Here is a 21,487-nt window from a genome sequence, read left to right on the forward strand (position 1 = left end):
TAATTGCCCAGTCATTCTTGCCGCGCTTCGGATAAAAGAGGCAAATTTTGCCTAGCGCGACGACAAAACCTTAACGACCGCCCCCCAATATGGCTTGTTTCCTAGGGCATATATTAACGTATGCAAATGGCATGTTTTTCGCATCATTAACCATGCTGTTAAGTCGATTTTCATGATTGGAAGGCAGACTGACGGCATCAACCCTCGCGGAAGGAGTCCGCGTTATCTCTTGAAAGGAGTTCTACCATGTCTATCGGTGATATCTCACTTAGCGCTTCGGCTCGGCAAAACCTGCTGGCTCTTCAAGGAACCTCAAAGCTCCTTGGGCAAACACAGGCTCGTCTTGCTTCTGGCAAAAAGATCAACTCGGCGCTTGATAACGCGTCGTCTTTCTTCTCTTCAAAGGGCTTCCTCAACAGCGCTAATGACTTGACCAGCTTAAAGGACAGCATGTCAACGGCTCTGCAAACCATTAAGGCTGCATCGGATACGATTGAATCGCTTTCAACCGTCGTCGATCAACTTAAAGGTATCGTCAACTCTGCTTTGCAGAGCACGGACTCGACCACGCGCGCAACGTTGGCGACGCAGTACAACGATCTTCTTGACCAATTCAATCTGCTTGTCGCGGACGGTACCTTTAACGGCACCAACCTCGTCAACAGCATCAATTCGTCACTGAAGGTTTCGTTCAGCACGACCGACACAACGGACAACCTAACGGTTCAAGGCAGAAACTTGACAGCTTCTGGCTTGGGTATGGGCGACGCTCTCGCCAATTTCTCAAGCACGACTCTTGTTGATACAGTCACGCATGCCTTAACCGTTTCCTCTGTCGACCAGACTCTTACCAGTCAAGTTTACACGGGGACGTTGAGTGCTTTGACCGTTACGGGCGCTGGTTCCTCTGGCGTCGGGTCAGGCGTTGGGGCAACACAAGCCAGCAACTCCACTGATTATATCACGGGAGCTATTGCTGGTGTGTTCACTGTCGCCACGACAGGCGCAACAGTAGCCAGTGCCGCTGCCTCTGGCACACTGACGGCGCTTGAAGCTGTTTTGGGTCTTTCTGATGGAACAGGTTCTGACATTACCGGTGTAAGCCGTTCGCTTACAGCGGATACAACCGGCCTTGCCGGTTTGACAGCAGGTCAGATCGCGATCAGCGGTCAGTTCACCGTAACCGGTGGTGCAGGTTCAACCTACACCTCGGCTACTGGCGTTCTGACTGGTGGCGCTGCCAACACCGTGACGCTTGGCGCGGGTCAATCGATGCAAGTTATCGTGGCAACTGCCGCGACAACGGCGAACTCGATGATCTACACCAACAACACAGCGAATGCCATTACCTTCAACTTGGTGGCGGCGGATACGTCAACAGCGTTGAGCAAGGCGAACGTCACGTCGACGTTCAAATTGACAGCGGGTACGGTTACGACAACGGGGCTGAGCATCCCAACGTCGGCAGCTTACACCTTGGGTGGCAACTCAATCGTTGACTCTCAAGATGGTGCCGTTGGCGCAACGCTAAGCTACATCGACTCTGCCCTGTCATCCTTGACAGCAGCTGGCACAACGACGGTCACAGGCGGCACAGCCTATGACGTAACGGGTGCAACCATCACGGGCGTGGCCAACACGGACGTGACGGCAACGGTTGTTGGGACGGCATCCGCAACATACGCGGCGACTGATGCGCACATCACCTTGACAGGCGCGTCAATCTTGTCTGACAACAAGACACTTGTGACGGCCGATGCCCTCACATCCGCTCAAAACCAATTGACGGATGCGTTGAAGACCTTGCGTACAGCATCGTCTGCACTTGGTAACAACAACACGATCGTGTCGACTCGTCAGGACTTCACCAAGAACTTGATTACAACGCTGCAAACAGCGTCTGATAACCTGGTTCTGGCGGATACCAACGAAGAAGGCGCAAACTTGCAGTCCTTGCAGGCTTCGAGCTCCTTGGGTGTTATTGCCTTGGGTATTTCGGGTCAGCAAGCGCAAGCCATCTTGCGGTTGTTCTAAACCTAAAGGGAAGAGCGTGGGGGCAACCCCACGCTCAACTCTTCTAAATGGCGGGACGAGAGTAAGGTTATATAAAAACACTTTCTCCTCTACCGTCATCCCCGCGAAAGCGGGGATCCAGTTTGTTGTCACGCTTTATCCGTTAGCCTTTTTGCTGGTTATACTTCCCAAAAAAGGAAACGGGATCCCCGCTTTCGCGGGGATGACGCTAAAGGATTTGTTGGGGAAAGGAACGAGCCTTTCTCTCTTACTGTCGAAGGAGTCGATCATGCCGCTTAAAATTCGTATCAAGCCTGAGGGCAAAATTTTCGCCGGTGGCGCTGTTCTTAAAAATGTTGGCAACCGCCCCGCCGAGCTTCTGATCCTTTCCGACAGTCCCGTCCTACGCGACGATTATCTGATGAACGAAGAACGCCGCGATGAATCGGATGTCTCCAACATTTATTTTCTTTTGCAAGTGATCTATCTTTTTAAAGGCAAGGGTAAGCCGATGGACGAGCTTGTTATCAATACCTTAAAAAGCTTTTCGGCGCTTTATCCGGCCTTGGCCAACCACGTAGAGGAGATTGTCCAGCATTTAAATGCGGGCGAATCCTTTAAAGCCTTACGTCTTGCCCACCAACTTTTGGCAGACGAAAAGAATGCTAAGCCCCCCCTTCAAGACAATACCGAACCCGCCACCAATGCCGCTTTGGCAACGGCTCTCTAAAATGGAGTTTTGATAATGAGCCAGAACAGCTACTCAGCCTACACCACCCATCAACGCAGCGACGAAACAATCCGCGAAACCGAAGCCCATGCGTTGCTGAGCTGCGCCAGCCGTCTTGAGGCTGTGCGCGAACCGACCTCCTCGCGGGAAGATTTCTTTGCCGCGCTTCGCCATAACCAAGAGCTTTGGACCGTTCTTCAGGTTTGTCTGTGTGAGCCCGACAATCTTTTGCCGATGGACATTAAGGGGATTCTTTTAAATCTAAGCCGCTATGTGGACAAGACGACTTTTCGCGCCTTGGCCGATGGCAACCGCGCCGCGCTAGGCAGCCTGATCAACATTAATCGCAATATCGCTGCTGGCTTGCAGAAAAAACAGGAGCAGGAAAAGATTGTGCGGCCACTTGCTGCCGTGCCAGCCGAAGAAATGCGTCCCCGCTCGGTTATGACATCGGCGTAAGGCCGCTTGGCTACCCTAAAATATGAAGGCCGCCATCGATATACAGGGTTTCCCCCGTAATCAGCTTAGCGGCATCCGTTGCGAGCAACGCCGTTGCCGCGCCAACATCGTCGATCGAGACAAGACGCTGCATCGGCGCGCGCTCGGCCGCCTTTTCCATCAACTCGTCAAAATGTGCGATGCCGCTGGCCGCACGAGTCTTGATTGGCCCCGGGGAAATCGCGTGAACACGAATGCCCTTGCCCCCCAATTCATACGCCAGATAGCGTACGCTGGCTTCCAATGCCGCCTTCACCGGCCCCATCAGATTGTAATGTTCAACGACTTTTTCTGCGCCGTAATAACTCATGGCGAAAAGGCTACCGCCGTTTTTCATAAGCGGCTCAGCCAGCTTGGCCGTTCGAATAAACGAATGGCATGACACGTCCATCGCGACCTTAAACCCCTCTTGCGAAGAATCCGTCAGCCGCCCATGCAAATCCTCACGCGGGGCAAAAGCGATGGAATGCAAAACGAAATCCAGCTGCCCCCATTGCTTTTCAATCGCCGCAAACACGGCCTCTAACGCGCCCTCTTCCCGCACATCGCACGGCAAGAAAATCTTGGCCTCTAGCCGTTCGGCCAAAGGCTCAACATATTGTTTGGTTTTCTCGTTGAGGTACGTTACAGCCAAATCCGCGCCAAAGCGCCTGAACGCTTCCCCACAGCCCCACGCGATAGAGCTATCGTTGGCAATGCCGATCACAAGACCTTTTTTACCGGCAAGCGGCATCATCGTGCCGGAAGAAGGAATATCGTTCATGGTGTTTCCTTTGTTGTGGCTACAGGAGAAGCCGCAGGAAGAGAGGGAAGATTAAGCGTAGGCGGTGGCGCCCGCCTTAACAAAACAATGCTGATGCGACGATTGCGCGAATCCTTAGGATCTGGCACGAACGGCTCTTGATCCGCCATCCCCACCACCCGCGCAATGTGCTCACGGGACACGCCCCCCGCCATCAACTCGGTACGAGAGACGTTCGCACGATCAGTCGAAAGATCCCAGTTATCGCGCCGCGAGCCGAAGGGATAAGGGTTGCTGTCCGTATGGCCCGTTACCGAAATCTTATTGGGTAATTTCGAAAGAACCTGCCCGACAAGACGGAGCAAATCACGACCCTTTTCAAAGGGACTGGAGGAACCGGACGGAAACAAAGAGAATTTATCTTTATCGATAATTTGAATGCGCAAGCCCTCAGGGGTTTGGTCGATCATGAGGTACTGCGCCAAATCCTGCATCGCCGGATTGTTAAGAAGAGCTTGTTTCAACATGTCCGCCGCCGCTTTAAATCGGGATTCCTCTTTCTTCATCGATTCAGCCAAGGCGACAGCATCCTTGGTCACTTGGTCTTGCGCCTGCGCCAGTTTTTCTTCAGGGGTCTGCGCTGCTGCCGCTTTTTCTCCCGCCGCCTTGCCTTCCGCCGATTTTTCGCTTTTGCCCGAAATGTCCTCTTCGCCCTCATCGCCCTTGCCGACTGTCGCCATCGAGCGATCATCAAGCCCCGGAGGGGAGGAAGCCGAAATCTCGGCCCCATCGGGCATCGTGATCGACTTGCCGCCCATCACGCCACCCGAACCGCCTTCCGAATGCGAAATCGACATCGGCGCAAAATAATCGGCAATGCCTTTGCGCTGATCGGATGTTGTGACATTCAAAAGCCAAAGCAGCAAAAAGAACGACATCATGGCCGTCACGAAATCGGCATAAGCCACCTTCCATGCGCCGCCATGATGGCCGCCCCCGTGACCGCCCTTTTTCTTTTTCCTGATAATAATAATGGGCTGGTTATGATCGGCCATACAAAGGTTTCCTTACGATGGCGCGGTCAAGGCTTGCGTCGCTTCTTCCACTTCCGTAAAGCTGGGACGAACATCCGTCATCAAGGTTTTACGCGCATACTCGATTGAAATCGACGGCGCAAAGCCTTGCAAATGCGCGAGCATGCCAATCTTTAAACATTGAAGATATTTGGACTCCGCTTCCTGTGTCGCTTTAATGAATGTGCCCATCGGGCCAACAAAGCCATAGGCTATCCACACACCCATAAATGTTCCCACGAGTGCGCCTCCGATAAGTTGCCCCAAAACCTCTGGCGGCTCAGAAATCGCGCCCATCGTATGAATAACGCCAAGCACGGCGGCCACAATACCAATGGCGGGCATGCCATCGGCAATCGTTTGCACAGCGCCCGATATTGCTTCGTTTTCAGCATGATGCACTTCCAGCTCTTCGTCCATCAGCGCTTCGATTTCATACGGCTTATCCGCGCCGAGGGTAAAAAGTCGCAGGTAATCGCAGAAAAACTCAACCGCGTGATGATTTTGAAGAAATCCCGGAAACGCTTGAAAAATGCTGCTTTCCTCAGGCTTTTCAACATGCGCCTCAAGCGCCAGCATGCCCTTGGTCTTCGCCAATTTGAACATCTGATACATAAGCGACAAAAGTTCAATATAGGATTCTTTGGTAAATTTAGGCTTCTTAAACAGCAACTTCATCGCTTTCGCAACGCCTTTTTTTACGTTCTTGGGGTTGCCAATAATAAAGCCGCCCGCCGCCGTTCCGCCCATAATAACAATTTCAATAGGCGCGGCCTCTGCCAACACAGCAAGGTGGCCACCCTGAAAGACAAAGCCGCCGAGCGTGCAGGCAACAGCCGTAATGACCCCAATGAGAAAATTTAGATTCATGCGCCTGACCAAACAGAAGTAACCCGAAACCTTTCGGATTCAAGACCAAAAGAACATAAGCATTCTTTTCGTTAAGATCGTTTTAACGAAAAGAATCATGGTTAAAATCATAACACAAAAGAAAATTATTAACCAATGGGGCTTTTTATATTGAAAACAAAGGGATCTTTGTTTTTGCTACACAAAGATATATCCTGCTTGCTGTGACTTTTCATTTGATATATACCTCGATATGTGTTATATATCACCTATGAAGAATGCGCCTCTCTTTTCTCCCCTCGCTTTAGAACTCCCCGAAAAAGAACAAGGCTGCTTATGGGAGGACTTAGCCCCTGCTCCTAAAAAGGAGAAAGAATTCAACGCCCCCCTATTAACTGATTCACCTCCTATTAATCATATCTATCGCATAGTTGGCATGTGGGCGCGTGGTGCGCAAAAGGGGTCTTTATGAATCCAGAAATGCTATTCCATTTTATCATTGCACTCGCGGGTATCGTGATGATCCTTGCCGCCGCAAGCGATGCGGCGCGGTATCGTATTCCCAATGCGGCGTGCGCGGCTCTTTTGCTTTTGTTCCCCCTTTACATTTATGCCGCACCGATAACAATCCATTGGGAAAAAAATCTGATGGTTTTCGCCGTCACGCTGGTGTTGGGTTATCTCCTTTTTCTGAAGAACTGGGTGGGCGCGGGCGACATCAAATTCCTGTCGGTCACAAGCCTGTGGGCAGGCCCTTCCTTCATCGCCCTGTTACTGACGATTACCGCTATTTCTGGTGGCCTTTTGGCCTTAAGCCTTGCCGGTCTGGCCTTTGTGCGCCACCGACTTTCTCACGATGAAACACCTAAACCCAACCTTTCCCAAATACCCGTTCCCTATGGCATCGCCATCGCGCTCGGCGGCCTTTGCACACTCGCGCTTTTGCTGAACCCCGCTTTGCTTCAAGCAAAAGGCTAAGGAGAAATAATCATGCCTGCTAAAAAAATCTTTCTTTTGCTTATCGCTTTGATGATTGCGGGAGGAACCGTTATGGTCGCCCGCAACATGCTTTCAAAAGGCAATGGAACGGCTGCCGTGGAAACCAAGGCAACGCCGACACAGGAAATCCTTGTCGCCGCCAAGGATCTGCCCGCTGGAACCATGATCAAGGATGCCGACTTAAAGTGGCAAGTTTGGCCCAAGGAAGAAGGCGTCACAGGCCAAGCCGTCAAGGGTGCGGCCAATATCACGGATTACACGGGACAAGTCGTGCGCTATGGCATGCGCACGGGCGAGCCCATCATGACGGGTCGCACCGTTAAGCCCGGCGAGCAAGGCTTTATGGCCGCCGCGCTGACGGCTGGCATGCGCGCTGTATCGATTGCCATCACGCCCGTGGCAGGTGTAGCGGGCTTTGTTTTCCCCGGGGATCATGTGGACATTATCGTCACGCACACCATTGGACGAAAAGGCGATATGGGGTCGGACGAGCGCCGCGTCAGCGAAACGATGATAAAAAATGTGCGCGTTCTCGCCCTTGATCAAAAGATGAACGACCAAGTAACCGAGCCAAAAATCGCGCAAGTTGCCACGCTGGAAGTCACGCCCAAACAAGCCGAGACAATGGCGCTGATCACACAAATCGGCACAGTTTCCTTGGCCTTGCGAAGCATGGCGACCGATCCGGCCGCGGACAAAGCCGCCGATCAAACCCCCACCTCGACCATGATGCCGTCGCAGCAACCTGTCGTTCCCGATGTCGCGCTGGATGCCGCTGCGTTGGCAGGAGGCATTCCGCCCCTTCCGCCCGCCAGCGATACGCTGACGTGGGACAGCGACGTCAGCAAGGTTTTACAACGTCCCGCCAACCGTTCGGGCGCAACGCAAAAGATTCAAATCATACGGGGCAAAGACACGACCGATTCCATCTTTGACCTTCCCCAACAATAAGGAAGCCGGCCATGCGTTTATCAAAAGTTTCCTCTCTTTCCTCGCTGGTCATCGTAGCGCTATGCGCGGGTCTGATGCTAAGCCCCCTGCGCGTCCACGGCGCAACGCCCGATAAAACCGTCAAGGCCGAAAAGCTGGACAAAGCCGCCGCCGAGAAAAGACCGACGGCGCTGGAGGTGCTGATCGACAAAAGCGTGCCCGTTACGTTTAATGCCCCCGCCGCCACCGTGTTTATCGCGAACCCCGATATCGCCGATGTGCAAGTCTTCTCGCCCACGTCCGTCATGGTCTATGGCAAAAAAGAAGGCCACACGACACTGCGGATTACAGACAGAGACGGCCATGATCTGGTTTACAAAACGGTGATGGTCACGCAAAACCTTGCGGCGCTTCGCGATGCGCTTCGCACCGTCCTGCCAAACAGCAACATCAAGGTTGAATCCATTCCAAACGGCATCGTGTTGTCGGGCGACGTTTCAGATGCCTCCGCCGTTGAGGATGCCCGCCGCGTTGCGGTGCGCTACATTCCCAAGGACGGCGATATTATCAATCGCATCCACGTCAAAGCCAACAATCAGATTCAAATTCGCGTTCGCTTCGCCGAAGTATCCCGCGATGTGGATAAACGCTTTGGGATCAATTGGGAAACCATCGGCACTGTCGGGGGTTTTGCCTTTGGCCTTGCGACGGGCGCTGATGTCGTTAGCACCTCTCTCGCTGGGGTAACTTCCTTTAACCGCACCTCAATGGGCGATGGCGATGTAAACAATGCTCTCGCCGCGAGTTACAATAACGGCCACCATAGCGTCAACGCCATGATCGACGCGTTGGCGAAAAACGGCCTTGTCACCATTCTGGCCGAACCCTCCCTGACAGCCATGTCGGGCGAGACGGCCAGCTTCCTTGCAGGCGGCGAGTTTCCCGTCCCCGTTCCCCAGAATCAAAACATTACGATTGAATGGAAACAATACGGCGTTTCTCTGGCTTTTACCCCGACCATCATTGGCGATGGCCGCATCAATCTGCATGTCCGGCCCGAAGTTAGCCAACTTTCAGCGGCAGGCGGCATCACACTTGGTGGGGTCCAAGTCCCCGGCCTTACGACACGTCGCGCCGAAACAACGATTGAGTTGAACAGTGGCCAAAGCTTTGCCATCGCCGGTCTTTTGAATAATCAGCAAACCCAGTCGGTCGATAAATATCCCTTCTTGGGCGACATCCCCGTCTTGGGGCCGCTGTTCCGCTCGACGCGCTTTCAAAACAATGAAAGCGAGCTGGTTATTATCATCACGCCCTATATCGTGAAGCCCGCGACGCAAGAGCAACTGGCGTTACCGACCGACGGCTTTGCGCCGCCATCGGACACGGATCGTCTCTTCCGCATGAGGGAGACAAACAGCGATCCTGCGGCTCGGGCTTTAAGCGGCGCACCACGCGCCGTAACGGTCGAAAATCCCGTTGCCGAAGAGTCGCCCGCGCCCTCCGCTGCACCCGTTGCACCCGTTTCTTATCAAGAACAGGAGCTACCCGCGACAAACGTTACGGCAAAGAATACGGCCCTGCCGATGTCGTCGCCCATACCGGCCCCATCCAAGCCCAAAGCGCCCGCGCCCCAAGGCCCCGGCGGATTTATTGTGGAGTAAAAATCATGTCCCGTTATCTCTTCTCAACACTTGCCGTCCTTGTCCTTTTATCGGGATGCGCCGCCACGCCCGCGCCCGATATGCGCATCAAGCTGATGCTTTCAGCCGATGGGTCGCACCTTGTGCCCGTTCCGCCTGAATGCGCCTCATGGCGCGAAGCGGCCAACACTCCCCTAGAAAACCAGAACGCGCCGCAATATGGATGCGCGGAGGCCAAGAATCTTGCCGCGCAAGTCGAACGTCCCGAAGACCTTGTTCAAGGACAACCCTTGGGCTCCGCCGATGGCACTTTTGCCGCGGCCTCGGTGGGCAGCTATCACGCTGGAAGAACAAAGCCGCTTATCGACGCTTGGTCCGCTGCGCCCGTAGCCGCTGCCAGCAGTTCTAGCGGCGGAACAACACCGTAATAAACGACAAAAAAGGATGATAGTGGGTGACCAATGCATAATGAGTTTATGGCCTTTATTAATGATGACGAGACCGCCCATCAAGTACAAAACTGGGCGGAGAAACAGGGTTTTCCTGCCGACACCGTTAAGCGCGGCGGCCCCGATCTGTTTGCCTCGCTTTTAGAATCCGATGCGCCACCCAAATTGGCGCTTGTTGACTTTGACGGACAAGAGCAGCCCATCCAACTGGCAGCAAGGCTTGTAAGCCTTTGCGGCCCTACCTGCAACCTTGTCGCACTAGGCAGCGCCAACGACGTGACGCTTTACCGCAGCATGATGGCCGCAGGTCTTAGCGATTATCTGGTCAAGCCCGTCACAGCCGAAATCCTGACGCAAACCATGCTCTCCGCCTCGCAGGGCGAAAAGGGCGGCTCTCATGGCGCGCCCAAGGAAGCCCGCATTGTTGTCATCCTCGGCGTACGTGGCGGCGTTGGCGCCAGCACCGTGGCCACCAACACGGCTTGGCTGATTTCCCATGACCTGAAACAAAAGAGCGCCCTTCTCGATCTAGACTTGCAATTCGGGACAAGCGCACTGGCGCTTGATATCGAACCGGGCCACGGCCTGCGCGATGTCGTCAGTTCACCCCAACGCGTTGATGGCCTGATGATTGCAGGCGCCATGGTCAGCGAAAGCACTTCCTTTGCCGTGCTGAGCGCCGAGGAATCCATCGAAGACGTTATCCATGTCGATTCTGCCGCCATCGCCGCGTTGTTAAAGGAAATAAAGAGCACCTATAACGTTGTGATCGTCGATATGCCACGTCATATGATCGCTACGCAAAAGCGCATCTTGGCGACCGCGCATGAAGTCGTGCTGGTGACCGAGATGTCGTTGGTCGGCATTCGCGATACCTTGCGTATTCGCACCACGCTGAAAGGCCTCGGCTCCACCGCCAAAATTACGCAGGTTGCCACGCGCGTCAGCGCCAGTCGCCCTTCGGCTGTTGACGAGGCTGCCTTTGCCAAGGGCACGCAAGCCAAGATTGATTTTGTTCTGCCCGACGATCATAAAAACATGACCGCCGCAAACAACGCCGGTAAAATGCTGGGGGCCATCGCGCCATCCGCCGCCCTGACCAAAGCCATGCTGACGCTCGCCAAGTCGTTTTTGGCGACGCAAGAAGACAAGGCCTCCGCGCCCAAAAAAGGCGGCGGGATCTTCGGCGGCCTTTTTAAATCAGCGGCCAAGGAGGATGCCAAGGCATGACCGCAGCCGCCGACGGAGAGTTAGAAGCTAGGATCCTTGCTGCCGATGGGACGCTTGTTGTTTTGCGCGACCGGATTATTGCCGAGCTGACAAAGGCCTTTCCCCAAGAAAAAATCGAGGCGATGTCCCGCGCGGAAATCAACCGCGAGATTAAAAACTTTGCGCTTGCCTATTTAAGCCAGAAAGGGATTGAGCTGAACCTGCTGGATCAACGTGACTTCGTCAACGTGCTAAGCAACGCCTTGCTTGGGCAGCTGGTCAAACCAGAGACGACGGCCTCAGCGACCTCAACGCAGACAACGTCTTTTGCGCCGCCTGCACAAGAAGCGGAACCCCCTCCTCCACCGCCGCCCCGCCATGTGGAGCCCATCGCGATTAGCACCGCTAGCCGCACCAGTGTCGATCAGGCCAAACTAAAACTTCAGCCTCTCATTCTTGATAGGATTGATACCTCTGCCGCCGCAAGGATGGCGCGTGAGGATCTGGCGCGCGATTTAAAAGGCCTTATCAGCGAGCTTTTGATTGAAACCAAAACGCAGCTTAATGCCGCCGAACGTCTTGAGCTGGTCGAGCAACTTCTCAACGACATGCTAGGCCTTGGCCCCTTGGAGCCTTTGCTGGCCGATGAGAGCGTTTCGGAAGTCATGGTCAACGGGCCCAAGCAAGTCTATTGCGAAAGCAAGGGCAAGCTGACCCTTACCGATGTGACGTTCCGCGATAACGCGCATGTTCTGGCCATCGCCACGCGCATCGTCACCGCCATTGGCCGCCGCATCGATGAAAGCTCGCCGCTTTGCGATGCGCGTTTAATGGATGGCAGCCGCGTCAATATCATTATTCCGCCTTTGGCCATCGATGGCCCCTCGATCACCATCCGCAAATTTTCGAAAAAGAAAATTACGCTCGATTCGATGGTCAAGTTTGGCAGCATCTCGCCCCAAATGGCGCAAGTACTGCGCATCGTCGGACGCTGCCGCCTTAACATCCTGATCTCTGGCGGCACTGGATCGGGGAAAACAACACTGCTCAATGCTTTGTCGCAAATGATTGATCACGGCGAGCGCGTGGTAACTATCGAAGATGCCGCCGAGCTTCAATTGCAGCAGCCGCATGTCGTTCGACTGGAAACGCGTCCCGCGAACCTTGAAGGTCACGGCGAGATTACGATGCGTGATTTGCTGAAGAACGCTTTACGTATGCGTCCTGATCGCATCATTGTCGGCGAAACACGCGGCGGTGAAGCCATCGACATGCTGCAAGCCATGAACACGGGCCATGACGGTTCTCTTTCCACCGTTCACGCCAACCGTCCGCGCGAGGCCATCATGCGCCTTGAAAACATGGTCGGCCTTGGCGGCGCGAACCTAGCGCCCCGCGCCATTCGCCAACAAATTGCGTCAGCCGTCGATATGATCATTCAGGTCAGTCGCATGCGCGACGGCTCGCGGCGCGTCACGCATATTTCCGAAGTGACGGGCATGGAAGGCGAAGTTATCTCTATGCAGGATTTGTTTGTTTGTGATGTCACGGGCGAGATGCCCGATGGCCGCCTAACGGTCGAGTTTAAAAACAACGGGCTTCGCCCTTATTGCTTGCCCAAGGCGGCCTATTACGGGCTTGAAAAAGACTTGCTGGAGGCCATGTCATGACCTCCCCCCTTATGTTGATTTTGGTCGTCGGTGGTGGCCTTCTTCTTTTGGTTGTAATTGCGCTCTTTTGGCAAGACAATGCGACCGCTTCCATTAAGAAGCGCTTGGATCGCGTCGGCGGAACGGCCCCCGCCAAAAGCCTTAAAGAAACACCCGGTAATTTGCGCCGCCGCACGAGTGATAGCGTCATCCCCCTGTTCGACCGTATCATCAAGGCAACCCTTCCCAATCCGGAAAAGATGAGACAGCGTCTGGCGCGCACCGGCAAGAATATCTCTCTTGGCGAATACTTGATGATCAATGCTATCGCGGTTGTGGTTTTTTATCTTGTTTTTGCCTATATCGCCCATTGGTCAAAGCCTGTTGCCTTTTTCATGAGCATCGCGGCAGGCCTTTATCTGCCGCACATGATTACAGGTCGCATGGGCAAGAAACGCATTCTTAAATTCCTAAGCGTCTTCCCCGAAGCCATCGACACCATCTGCCGTGGCCTTCGCTCTGGCCTGCCTATTACCGAGACGATTACCACTGTCGGCCAAGAGCTGCCCGATCCTTTGGGTATTGAGTTCAGCCGCATCAGCGATGGTGTGCGTATGGGGCGCTCGCTTGAAGAAGCGATGTGGGAGGTTGCTGGCCGTCTTGATACGCCCGAATATCGCTTTTTTATTATCGCCCTTGCTATTCAACGAGAGACAGGCGGCAACCTTGCCGAAACACTTGGCAATCTGGCCGAGCTTTTGCGCAAACGCAGGCAGCTAAAGCAAAAAATCAGGGCCATGTCCTCGGAAGCCCGCGCCTCGGCCATGATTATCGGCTCCTTACCCTTTTTGATGTTCGGCCTTTTGATGGCGGTCAATTCGGAATACATGATGATTTTGCTGAGGGAAACAAAAGGCAAAATCCTTCTGGGCGGCGGCTTGACGTGGCTTAGTATGGGCGTTCTCGTCATGAAACAAATGATCAACTTTGAGATTTAACGATCATGAACCAAATCAGCCTCTTTCTAAATAGTCCCGATTTTCTGGCTGGTTTGTGCGGCCTAGCTGCTTTCGCTGTGGTGGTGCTTGTCTGGACAGCCTTTATCGACAACGACCCCCTGCCCGATCGCCTTAAATCCATTTCCCAACGACGCGACGAGTTTGAGGGGGAACGCCGCAAGAAAAACTCGCGCCGCGCTAGCTTGCAAAAACATGGCCTTATGCAACAAATTGTCGAGTGGCTTAAGCTTACGCAAGGCAAAAGTCTTGATGGTTTGCGGCTTAAACTTCGCCGCGCAGGCTATCATTCGCGCGACACCATGTTTGTTTTTCTCTTCGCTAAACTCGCCCTTATGGGCGGTCTTGCCGCCACCTGCGTGTTCTTTTTCGTGATTGTCAAAATCGTCACGCTGCCGCCCGCCATCGGCCTCATCCTTCCCTTTTTTGGGGCGTTTATCGGCTGGGTTTTGCCGGATGTCATTGTCAAAAACATGAGCCAGAAACGCGAGGACGTGCTGCGGAGATCCGCCCCCGATGCGCTGGACCTTCTTGTCATTTGCGCCGAGGCGGGTCTTGGCCTTGACTCCGCCTTTGACCGCGTGAGCCGCGAAATCGCCCCCACCGCGCCAGAGCTAGCCCAAGAACTCGCGCTGACTGGCGTTGAGCTGAATTTTCTTCCTGATCGTCACAAAGCTTTGCGCGGGTTATCCGAGCGCATCCCCCTGCCCAGCATCATCGCCCTTGTGAACACGCTTATTCAAACCGAGAAGTACGGGACGCCGCTGGCGCAAGCCTTGCGCGTCCTGTCGGCTGAAATGCGCGAAGATCGGATGATGAAGGCCGAGGAAAAAGCCGCCGCGCTTCCGGCCATTTTGACGGTTCCGATGATTCTTTTCATCCTGCCGCCCCTGTTTGTTGTTTTGATCGGTCCCGCCGCCCTGAAAGTGTCGGCGGCGCTGGCGGCGCGATAAGGCTTTAAACCACCATCCCGATTTCCTTAAGCCGTACAAACCACTCGCTGGCCGAGGCCGAAGGGCGACAACGCACCAACGTGGCCACACGCGCCTCAAGCGTTGCATAGCATTTACGAAACTTCCATTCCTGCACATCGGCCCGCTCACAGGCCAACGGATCATCCACAAGCCAATGGGCGCGCACAGGATCATGCGGCCAATCCGTAGGCAAAAGGTCATGCGCCTCTTGCGACAAGGTTATAATAATATCAACCTTCACCAAATGGGACGCTGCATAAAAATCCTGCCATTTTTTGGGGTAAAGCTTGTGCGTTTGATGACCCGCGTCCTCTAAAAGGGACTTGGCGCGAGGGGCCAGCGCCTCAAGAGGAGCCACGCCCGCGCTTCGCGCACGATACGCCTCACTGCCCTTGGCGTTCAAGAAAGCCTCGGCCATGGGGCTACGCGCCGCATTACCTGTCGAAACAAACAAGATGAGTAGAGGCCTAAGGCTCATGAACCAACGCACCCTGACAAAAAAACGAATCACTTTGTTCAAGGTAGAAGGGAGAGAATCGGCGGGCAATGCTTTCATTAACGTTTTGCTAACCATTAGCGAGAAGTGTTGCCAATACGACTCGCTTTTTCAGAGAGCTTTTTGAATCGGTTTCGAAATTATAGAACCAAAGGAACGACAAAATCGCTTTCCGTCACGATAGCGTCCAAACACTCATCATGAGGCTCTAAGGGCAGGGAAAGCTCCTCTTGCGCGCTATAGGCAAGTCCAAGGGCTGTTATTTTGCGCAACGTGCGGGCGTGGCAGAGGGCGCGATCATAAAAGCCGCCCCCCTGTCCCAGTCGATGCCCTGCGCGATTAAAGCCAAGAAGCGGGACAAGAAAAATATCGGGATCAACAAGGGCGGCACTGGGAAGCGGCTCAGGAATGTTTTGCGCCCCCCTCTGCAACGGGTCCCCTAACGCATAGGCGCGAAACACTAAAGCGTCGCCACTTTTAGGAAGACAGGGCAGACAGACGGCGTAGCCTTTTTCCTCTAAGGCTTGAAGAAGGGGCTGCGGATCGATTTCAGAACCGCACGGGCTATAGGCCGCCACCAAGGCCTTGGGCGGCAAAACAACATGAGCCAAAAACACATCACGAAGCGCCAAAGCCGCTTCATGCCCTCCTTGAGCATGGGCGGCTTTGCGACGATCCCGCAAAAGGCTACGAAGAGTCGCTTTTATTTCTAGCGGCTTGTCCATGGATTAGTCTACAATACGCCACGCCCCATCAGGCTGCAAACAGGCCGTTCCATAGGCAGCTTCTTGATAGCCGCCGACCCGCCCCATCGTTTGATATTCACGGCAGAGTTGCCCCCGCTCATCGTAATAAGGGGCAGAAACGGGCTCCGCCAACAAAGACGCTTCACTCACATAGCGCACGGGCTGCACAACGGTCGTTTCATAGACGATCCGACGGGGCGGCGGCGCATACCAATAAGGGGCATAGTGCGCCTCACGAAAAGGCGGACGAAAAGAATGGTGGGGACGACCATAATGCTCAACCCGCATCGGCGGACGACGATACCCATCATTAACCGAAAACGAAAACGACGCATCGGCCTTGGCCGGTGACGGCATGGCCAAAAGCCCTACGGCAACGACAAGAACCGAAGCAAACCCTATCAAAAACCGTTTCATGCTATCCTCCATATTTTTAAGAAACTGGCGACGATGTGCGAACACAAAAAGCGCCGCCAGTTCTTTTTTACAAGGTTATTGAGCCGCCCCGTCTGTTCCCTTCATGGGCATCATCGAGCCTTGGCCGCCTTGCATCATGCCGCCTTTACCCCCCTGCATCATGCCACCTTTCATCTGGTGGTGAGGCCTATTGGCCAATTGAGCCCGATCTTCCGGTGTCATTTGGGCAGCGGCTGAGGCAAAAGCCTCTGCGTGCATCGCCATCATTTTAGCCTGCATCGCTTGGAGTTCCTGTTCCTTGGCAAGATAGTCCGATTTATCAAACGTCGCGGCTTTTAGAAGGGACTCCATCTCGCCACGCTTCGTTTGCATTTCTTCGAACGTTGCCTTGCCGGACTCACGCTCCTTCGTCATGGCTTCTTGCAAAAGCTTCTGCCCAGCCTCGGAAAGGTTGGGCATCATGGGGCGCATGGGGCGATCCGATTTATCGACAACCGCCTGCGTCGTCTTTGCCGCCGTTGCCGGCGTTGTTTCCGTTTTGGCTTGCGCCATGCCAGAGATCATAATAACGGAAAGAAGAGCGGAAGCGATGATAAGATGTTTCTTTTTCATGAAGTTTCTCCCTCGATTAGTTGGACGGACAAGCCGTCATGGTTCTTATAAGAACCCTTCCCCATGTCAAAATTATGCGCAAAACGAAAAAAGTTCGCCGCAAAAAAGGCGCAGTCGCCCTCTTTTTAAAAAATGACGGGAATTCAGTCCTATGGACGAAGGCGATAGGCCATGATGATTGTGTTTGTCGCCCCTGAAGGGGTCGTACAAGCTCCTCCAGCAGCCTCGGGCGTGGCAGGAAGGGTCACTGACGTGCCGTTAATTGTCATCGTTACGAGCCCCTTGGGCGCACCCGCCCCTGACAGAGAGCTAGCCAACGCCACACAACTAGATTCCTTAAGCCCCAGAAGTTCAATCTGAAAAGCACCAAGCCCAGAAGGATCCCGCCCATCGCCCACGGCACGAACAATCAGACTACCACCGGCCAGCGACGACCCATCAGCGGCGCTAGCGCCCCAAGGATGATCCGCCACCAAGACCACCGCCGTACGATCCCGTAACTGTTCTGGCAACAAAAGATTTTGCCGAAACAGGGTCTCCGTTAAAACCGCGCCTGAGCCAGTACAATCAAAATTGGTCGAAACACAAGCGCGCCCCATATAATAGTCGCGAATTTTGCTGACGATTGCCGTCATCTGCTCAGCCGTCTCTTCACGCTTGATGTTCTCGCGCACTATGCTGACGACACCCCACAGCGCCGCTAAAACAATGCCGATGATGGCCAAAACAATCGCGAACTCGATCAGGCTGAAGCCTGCGCGTTTATGAACGGACCCTGAATTCAAAGCGCACCTCATTGTTGGTTGGAGTATTGCACCACGTGGTGGCGTCTTGCAAAGACAGAGGAAGGGAAACCCCCGTGGGGCTTGGGCTGACAACATTACTTAGATCAATGTCCGTATTACCGCCCCCAGACTCCATGCGCGTCACGCCCAGTTCGGGCATAAGCACAGGAAACTGCATAACAAGCTTGATACAAGCGTCTTCGTTGAGTCCTTCTATATTTAAACGAAAGCCACCACCGTTATTAACGCTTTCTACGGTAACCGCGCCACCCATGGCATGACGAAGTCCTGCCCCCTCAGCATTCTTGTTAAGGCGCATTTCTGTGGGGATAAGGCGTCTATCGTCATCATCCACAACAGCCGTTATGTCGGTATCATTGCTATAGGCCGTATGCCCACTAGGCTGATAAACACCCCCGATATTCCCGTAATAATCCTGAAGGGAACGCGCCACGGCCTGAATCTGCTGATTCATTTTTTGAAAACGGTAGCCATCCCAAACCGTGCCGACAACCGCCCAGACGCCGCCCATGACAAGCCCCATAGCCCCCAGAACAATGGCAAGCTCGGTCAACGTCATGCCGCGATTTTTCTTGGTCATGTCCCCATCCTTTTCTTTACATGCCGCCCATGCCGCCAGAACCTTTTGAAACCTCGGTCACCACAGCAAAAACAGATTGCATCGCCCACGCAATCGTGCCGCCCACAACGACCAACCCAAGATTACGCGTAACACCGGCCTGTCCTTTAAGAACTTCAATCTGGTCCGTGATCCACTCATCCGTTACTTGTTCGATAACACTGCCGACGTCAGCCCGCTCCGACAAAATCTCAAGATCGATGGCAACCCCCGGATCAGGAAAGTTATAGCGCCCCGTTCTAAGGGCTTCCCCTAAATTGCGCCCGCGCAAAACCTCTTGCCGTGCCGAACTCACACGCTCACGCAACCACGGCTTAGCTTGGTCTTCCAAAATCTCCAAGGCTCTTTTCAAAGGAACCTGCGACCCCAACAGAGCGGAAAGCCCCAGCAAAAAGCCACTGCCTTGCAACACGCGATACCACGACCATGGCGGCCACATATCGAATTTAGCACGTATAGGCCCTTTCCATATGGGCAAAGTCACCGTGATAATCATGCAAGTGACCGCGATCCCCACCAAAACCCATATACCCCAGTTGGCAATAAAATCAGAAACCGTGGCCACGCCGCCCATGGCCGCCATAACGCTAGGCGGCGCTGTTTTACGCATATTCTGAATCAAATTAACGCCAAACATCCACAAAACAAAAGAAACCAAGATGATCATAAAGCCCGGGTACGCCACAGCATAGGTCACGGCGCCCTTCATCTCGCGCGCCCTTGCCCCAATAGTTTGGATTGACGCGAAGGCTTTAGCCATCGTGCCCGATTCTTCACCAGCACGGATCATATAAAGCTCTGAATCAGGGATCCACCCCTCCATAGCATCCGAAAGCCCCAGCCCCGCACGATCTTTCAAGAACCATTCCTTCAAAGCCAAGGCCGCTGGGCGGTCTGGATGTTTTCCCATTTCAGAGGCGTTTTGATAAAGACGGTCAAGAGAGCGCGAAAGCGCTTCGTTCATGCGGAGCATGCCTTCCAGCTTACGGTAAACACGAAACCGCTGCTTGCGATTGTTTTTGAACTGAAGCTGCGCCCACCGGCGGCTGATAGCCTCTGTATCAAACGATATTTCATCAAAACTCATGGCATCACCCCAAGTCTTTGTTCAACTTCGATCAGTTCTTTCTCGCTGGCCATAATCCCAACCTCAAATTCGGCATCGTCGGGAGAAACTTCTCCGCGCCTAATTTTCTCCAAGGAGTGCCACAGCATGGTAACACCATTCATTCCTGTCGGCGACAGCCAATAATCTCGCGCCTCTTCCATGCGATTGTCTTGAAGAAGTTCCATAATTTTTTGGTCGGTTTCGATCACTTCGGCGCAAATCGTTCTTCCCGCCCTGCCGCGGAAACAATGGGAGCACCCTTCCGGATTAGCAACATAAACCTGCCGCATGTCTGGCTCTGACAAACGATCATAAACGCCTACGCTTCCCCCCTTGCGCGAGGAGTCCATGATGGCAAGGCCAGCGCGAACGCGCCGCGCAAGTTCCTTATAGTGCGGGCCAAGTTCAGTCGGCGCCTCGGCCAAGGGAATGCGACAATGAGAGCACATGCCGCGCAATAACCGCTGGCAAAACATGCCGCGCAGTAAATGGTGATCATAGACAAGGTATGGCTCCATACCAATATCACGCAAACGCTGCGGAACCGCGAGCGCTGCATAAACGTGCGTCGTCGTGTAAACTTGACGCCCCGTCAAGGATAAGCGAAAGGCAAACTTGGCCGTTTGAATATCACGAACCTCACCGAGCATGACAATGTCAGGGTCAAGACGCAGGGCACAACGCATGATCTCAACAAAAGACTTTTCGCGCTGCTCATCTTTAACCGAAGAAGAAACGCCGACCTGACGCGCCCCGACGATACCGCCTTCAGGAGGATCCTCCACCAACAAACAGTTCAACTGCATGTTGGTTTCCGCCATGCGGCGATTAAGCGTCACACGCAAGGTTGTCGTCTTGCCTTGGTTGACGGGCCCCGCAAACACGCGCATACCCCCGGGCGCTTGCCGGAGGCTTTGGACGACCTTAAGTTGTTCTTGTGAAAAACCAAGAGAGTCTACGTCGGCCATAATAAAGTTTTCGCCGAACAAATGCGCCGAGTCATATTGAAGGCGCATATCCAAATAACGCCCACCATCCGACAACGGAACCCACTGGCAACGAACCGAGATCACGCCTTTAGGCAAAGCCAGCGCATCAGGCCCCGTGGACGTAGAAGTCAACATGGCCGCTTGCGGCTCTTGCCAGTTCGCTGTTGCGCCCGACTGCCCCACCGAGTGGGAATAAACGGACGACAGCATCAATTCGCCTTCTTTTTGCGTCCACGTCTCCCACAGGCGCAAAGCGCCATCAATGCGAAACTCGATGCGCGTACGTCCTTCACTAGCCTCTATGTGGACGTCATTGGCGCCAGCCTCAACTGCTTTTTGCAAGGTGTCGACGATGCGGCGGCGTACGGCATTATCATCCAGCCTTGAAACAGACGATTTTCTATCGGCATACAGATAGGCTTGACGAATGATGTTGGGGGTTACATAGCGAGCCGCATTAATCTGATAGCCATGACGCGCTGCCATCTGCGCAACCGACGTCACCAACGGAGACAAGCGGTGCGAGGCACTAACAAGCCACATCCCGTTTTCAAACAAAGCACACAAGTTGCGTGCTTCATCGGGTATCTTGAGCTTACCCCCCTCGACCGTCAGAACATCGCCAGAAAACTCTAAGCCGCCCGCAATCGCAAGGCTGCGTTCGTCTTCAATTGTTATTTCTGCAGGCCGTTCAATCATCGCGCCCGCTTTTTCTGGCTCAAGGTCCGTCAGCTCTCCTGAATCAATTCCTTGTTTGCCTTTTTCTTTGGAGGAGGGCGACGTGGTGGCTTTTTCAGAGGCACTGGCAGACTGCGTCATCCCGCCTGAAGTTCGTGCTTTAGCTCTGATTGTCGGGGGGGCAACGTTGGTCAATGTCGAGGCAGGAATTTCAGACAAGCGTCCCTTCCCCGTTTTTCCTT

At 54.0% G+C, this 21,487-nt stretch carries 22 protein-coding genes; 11 read left to right on the forward strand and 11 right to left on the reverse strand.

What is annotated here, in order from left to right:
- The first annotated feature begins 246 nt into the window (after positions 1–246).
- The 3 genes from WC612_01150 to WC612_01160 all read left to right on the forward strand — a co-directional run bounded on the left by WC612_01150 (position 247) and on the right by WC612_01160 (position 3,202).
- Positions 247–2,034 (forward strand): hypothetical protein, encoded by a 1,788-nt coding sequence (locus WC612_01150; GenBank protein MFA6279385.1) that lies wholly within the window; start codon positions 247–249, stop codon positions 2,032–2,034.
- Positions 2,035–2,302: 268 nt separating this feature from the next.
- Positions 2,303–2,743 carry a flagellar biosynthesis repressor FlbT gene (locus tag WC612_01155; GenBank protein MFA6279386.1) on the forward strand — a complete coding sequence of 147 codons (441 nt, stop codon included), beginning with the start codon at positions 2,303–2,305 and terminating at the stop codon, positions 2,741–2,743.
- Positions 2,744–2,758: 15 nt separating this feature from the next.
- Positions 2,759–3,202: a flagellar biosynthesis regulator FlaF gene (locus WC612_01160; GenBank protein MFA6279387.1), complete on the forward strand. Its 444-nt coding sequence runs from the start codon at positions 2,759–2,761 to the stop codon at positions 3,200–3,202.
- Between the two features lie 10 nt (positions 3,203–3,212).
- On the opposite strand, the gene fabI is transcribed toward WC612_01160, so the two are convergent.
- The 3 genes from fabI to motA are packed head-to-tail and all read right to left on the reverse strand — an operon-like array spanning position 3,213 to position 5,926.
- Positions 3,213–4,004, reverse strand: a complete 792-nt coding sequence (gene fabI, locus WC612_01165; GenBank protein MFA6279388.1) for an enoyl-ACP reductase FabI — start codon at positions 4,002–4,004, stop codon at positions 3,213–3,215.
- Positions 4,001–5,038 (reverse strand): flagellar motor protein MotB, encoded by a 1,038-nt coding sequence (locus tag WC612_01170; GenBank protein ID MFA6279389.1) that lies wholly within the window; start codon positions 5,036–5,038, stop codon positions 4,001–4,003. Before WC612_01170 ends, fabI begins: the two co-directional genes overlap by 4 nt.
- Positions 5,039–5,050: 12 nt before the next feature.
- On the reverse strand, positions 5,051–5,926 hold the full coding sequence (gene motA / locus WC612_01175) for a flagellar motor stator protein MotA (protein ID MFA6279390.1): 876 nt from the start codon (positions 5,924–5,926) through the stop codon (positions 5,051–5,053).
- A 447-nt stretch (positions 5,927–6,373) separates the two neighbouring features.
- Between motA and WC612_01180 the strand changes: the two genes are divergently transcribed.
- Genes WC612_01180 through WC612_01215 form a run of 8 tightly spaced genes read left to right on the forward strand, consistent with a single transcriptional unit; the run spans position 6,374 to position 14,753 of the window.
- Positions 6,374–6,883, forward strand: coding sequence for a prepilin peptidase (locus WC612_01180; GenBank protein MFA6279391.1), 510 nt, complete (start codon positions 6,374–6,376; stop codon positions 6,881–6,883).
- Positions 6,884–6,895: 12 nt separating this feature from the next.
- The gene (cpaB, locus tag WC612_01185; protein ID MFA6279392.1) at positions 6,896–7,855 is read left to right on the forward strand and encodes a Flp pilus assembly protein CpaB; all 960 of its coding nucleotides are present in this window, start codon (positions 6,896–6,898) and stop codon (positions 7,853–7,855) included.
- A gap of 11 nt (positions 7,856–7,866) precedes the next feature.
- Positions 7,867–9,498 carry a type II and III secretion system protein family protein gene (locus WC612_01190; protein ID MFA6279393.1) on the forward strand — a complete coding sequence of 544 codons (1,632 nt, stop codon included), beginning with the start codon at positions 7,867–7,869 and terminating at the stop codon, positions 9,496–9,498.
- A 5-nt stretch (positions 9,499–9,503) separates the two neighbouring features.
- Positions 9,504–9,905, forward strand: coding sequence for a CpaD family pilus assembly lipoprotein (locus WC612_01195; protein ID MFA6279394.1), 402 nt, complete (start codon positions 9,504–9,506; stop codon positions 9,903–9,905).
- Between the two features lie 48 nt (positions 9,906–9,953).
- On the forward strand, positions 9,954–11,156 hold the full coding sequence (locus tag WC612_01200; GenBank protein ID MFA6279395.1) for an AAA family ATPase: 1,203 nt from the start codon (positions 9,954–9,956) through the stop codon (positions 11,154–11,156).
- The gene (locus tag WC612_01205) at positions 11,153–12,805 is read left to right on the forward strand and encodes a CpaF family protein (GenBank protein ID MFA6279396.1); all 1,653 of its coding nucleotides are present in this window, start codon (positions 11,153–11,155) and stop codon (positions 12,803–12,805) included. Before WC612_01200 ends, WC612_01205 begins: the two co-directional genes overlap by 4 nt.
- The gene (locus WC612_01210; GenBank protein ID MFA6279397.1) at positions 12,802–13,782 is read left to right on the forward strand and encodes a type II secretion system F family protein; all 981 of its coding nucleotides are present in this window, start codon (positions 12,802–12,804) and stop codon (positions 13,780–13,782) included. The genes WC612_01205 and WC612_01210 overlap by 4 nt, the downstream gene beginning before the upstream one ends.
- Before the next feature lie 5 nt (positions 13,783–13,787).
- Entirely contained in the window at positions 13,788–14,753 is a 966-nt protein-coding gene (locus WC612_01215) for a type II secretion system F family protein (GenBank protein ID MFA6279398.1), read from the forward strand.
- 4 nt (positions 14,754–14,757) lie between these two features.
- Here the strand turns inward: WC612_01215 and WC612_01220 are convergent, their stop codons facing one another.
- The 8 genes from WC612_01220 to WC612_01255 all read right to left on the reverse strand — a co-directional run bounded on the left by WC612_01220 (position 14,758) and on the right by WC612_01255 (position 21,386).
- Complete coding sequence (locus tag WC612_01220) at positions 14,758–15,252, reverse strand: hypothetical protein (protein MFA6279399.1); 495 nt, start codon at positions 15,250–15,252, stop codon at positions 14,758–14,760.
- Between the two features lie 158 nt (positions 15,253–15,410).
- Positions 15,411–15,995, reverse strand: coding sequence for a 5-formyltetrahydrofolate cyclo-ligase (locus WC612_01225; protein MFA6279400.1), 585 nt, complete (start codon positions 15,993–15,995; stop codon positions 15,411–15,413).
- 3 nt (positions 15,996–15,998) lie between these two features.
- Positions 15,999–16,433 carry a hypothetical protein gene (locus tag WC612_01230; GenBank protein MFA6279401.1) on the reverse strand — a complete coding sequence of 145 codons (435 nt, stop codon included), beginning with the start codon at positions 16,431–16,433 and terminating at the stop codon, positions 15,999–16,001.
- 75 nt (positions 16,434–16,508) lie between these two features.
- Entirely contained in the window at positions 16,509–17,045 is a 537-nt protein-coding gene (locus WC612_01235) for a periplasmic heavy metal sensor (GenBank protein MFA6279402.1), read from the reverse strand.
- Positions 17,046–17,194: 149 nt separating this feature from the next.
- On the reverse strand, positions 17,195–17,830 hold the full coding sequence (locus WC612_01240; protein MFA6279403.1) for a prepilin-type N-terminal cleavage/methylation domain-containing protein: 636 nt from the start codon (positions 17,828–17,830) through the stop codon (positions 17,195–17,197).
- On the reverse strand, positions 17,808–18,431 hold the full coding sequence (locus WC612_01245) for a type II secretion system protein (protein ID MFA6279404.1): 624 nt from the start codon (positions 18,429–18,431) through the stop codon (positions 17,808–17,810). The genes WC612_01240 and WC612_01245 overlap by 23 nt, the downstream gene beginning before the upstream one ends.
- Before the next feature lie 16 nt (positions 18,432–18,447).
- Positions 18,448–19,557, reverse strand: coding sequence for a type II secretion system F family protein (locus WC612_01250; GenBank protein MFA6279405.1), 1,110 nt, complete (start codon positions 19,555–19,557; stop codon positions 18,448–18,450).
- On the reverse strand, positions 19,554–21,386 hold the full coding sequence (locus WC612_01255) for an ATPase, T2SS/T4P/T4SS family (GenBank protein ID MFA6279406.1): 1,833 nt from the start codon (positions 21,384–21,386) through the stop codon (positions 19,554–19,556). Before WC612_01255 ends, WC612_01250 begins: the two co-directional genes overlap by 4 nt.
- Between the last annotated feature and the right edge of the window lie 101 nt (positions 21,387–21,487).

This window comes from Bdellovibrionales bacterium, assembly GCA_041662785.1.
Taxonomy (GTDB): Bacteria; Pseudomonadota; Alphaproteobacteria; order UBA9219; family UBA9219; genus UBA8914.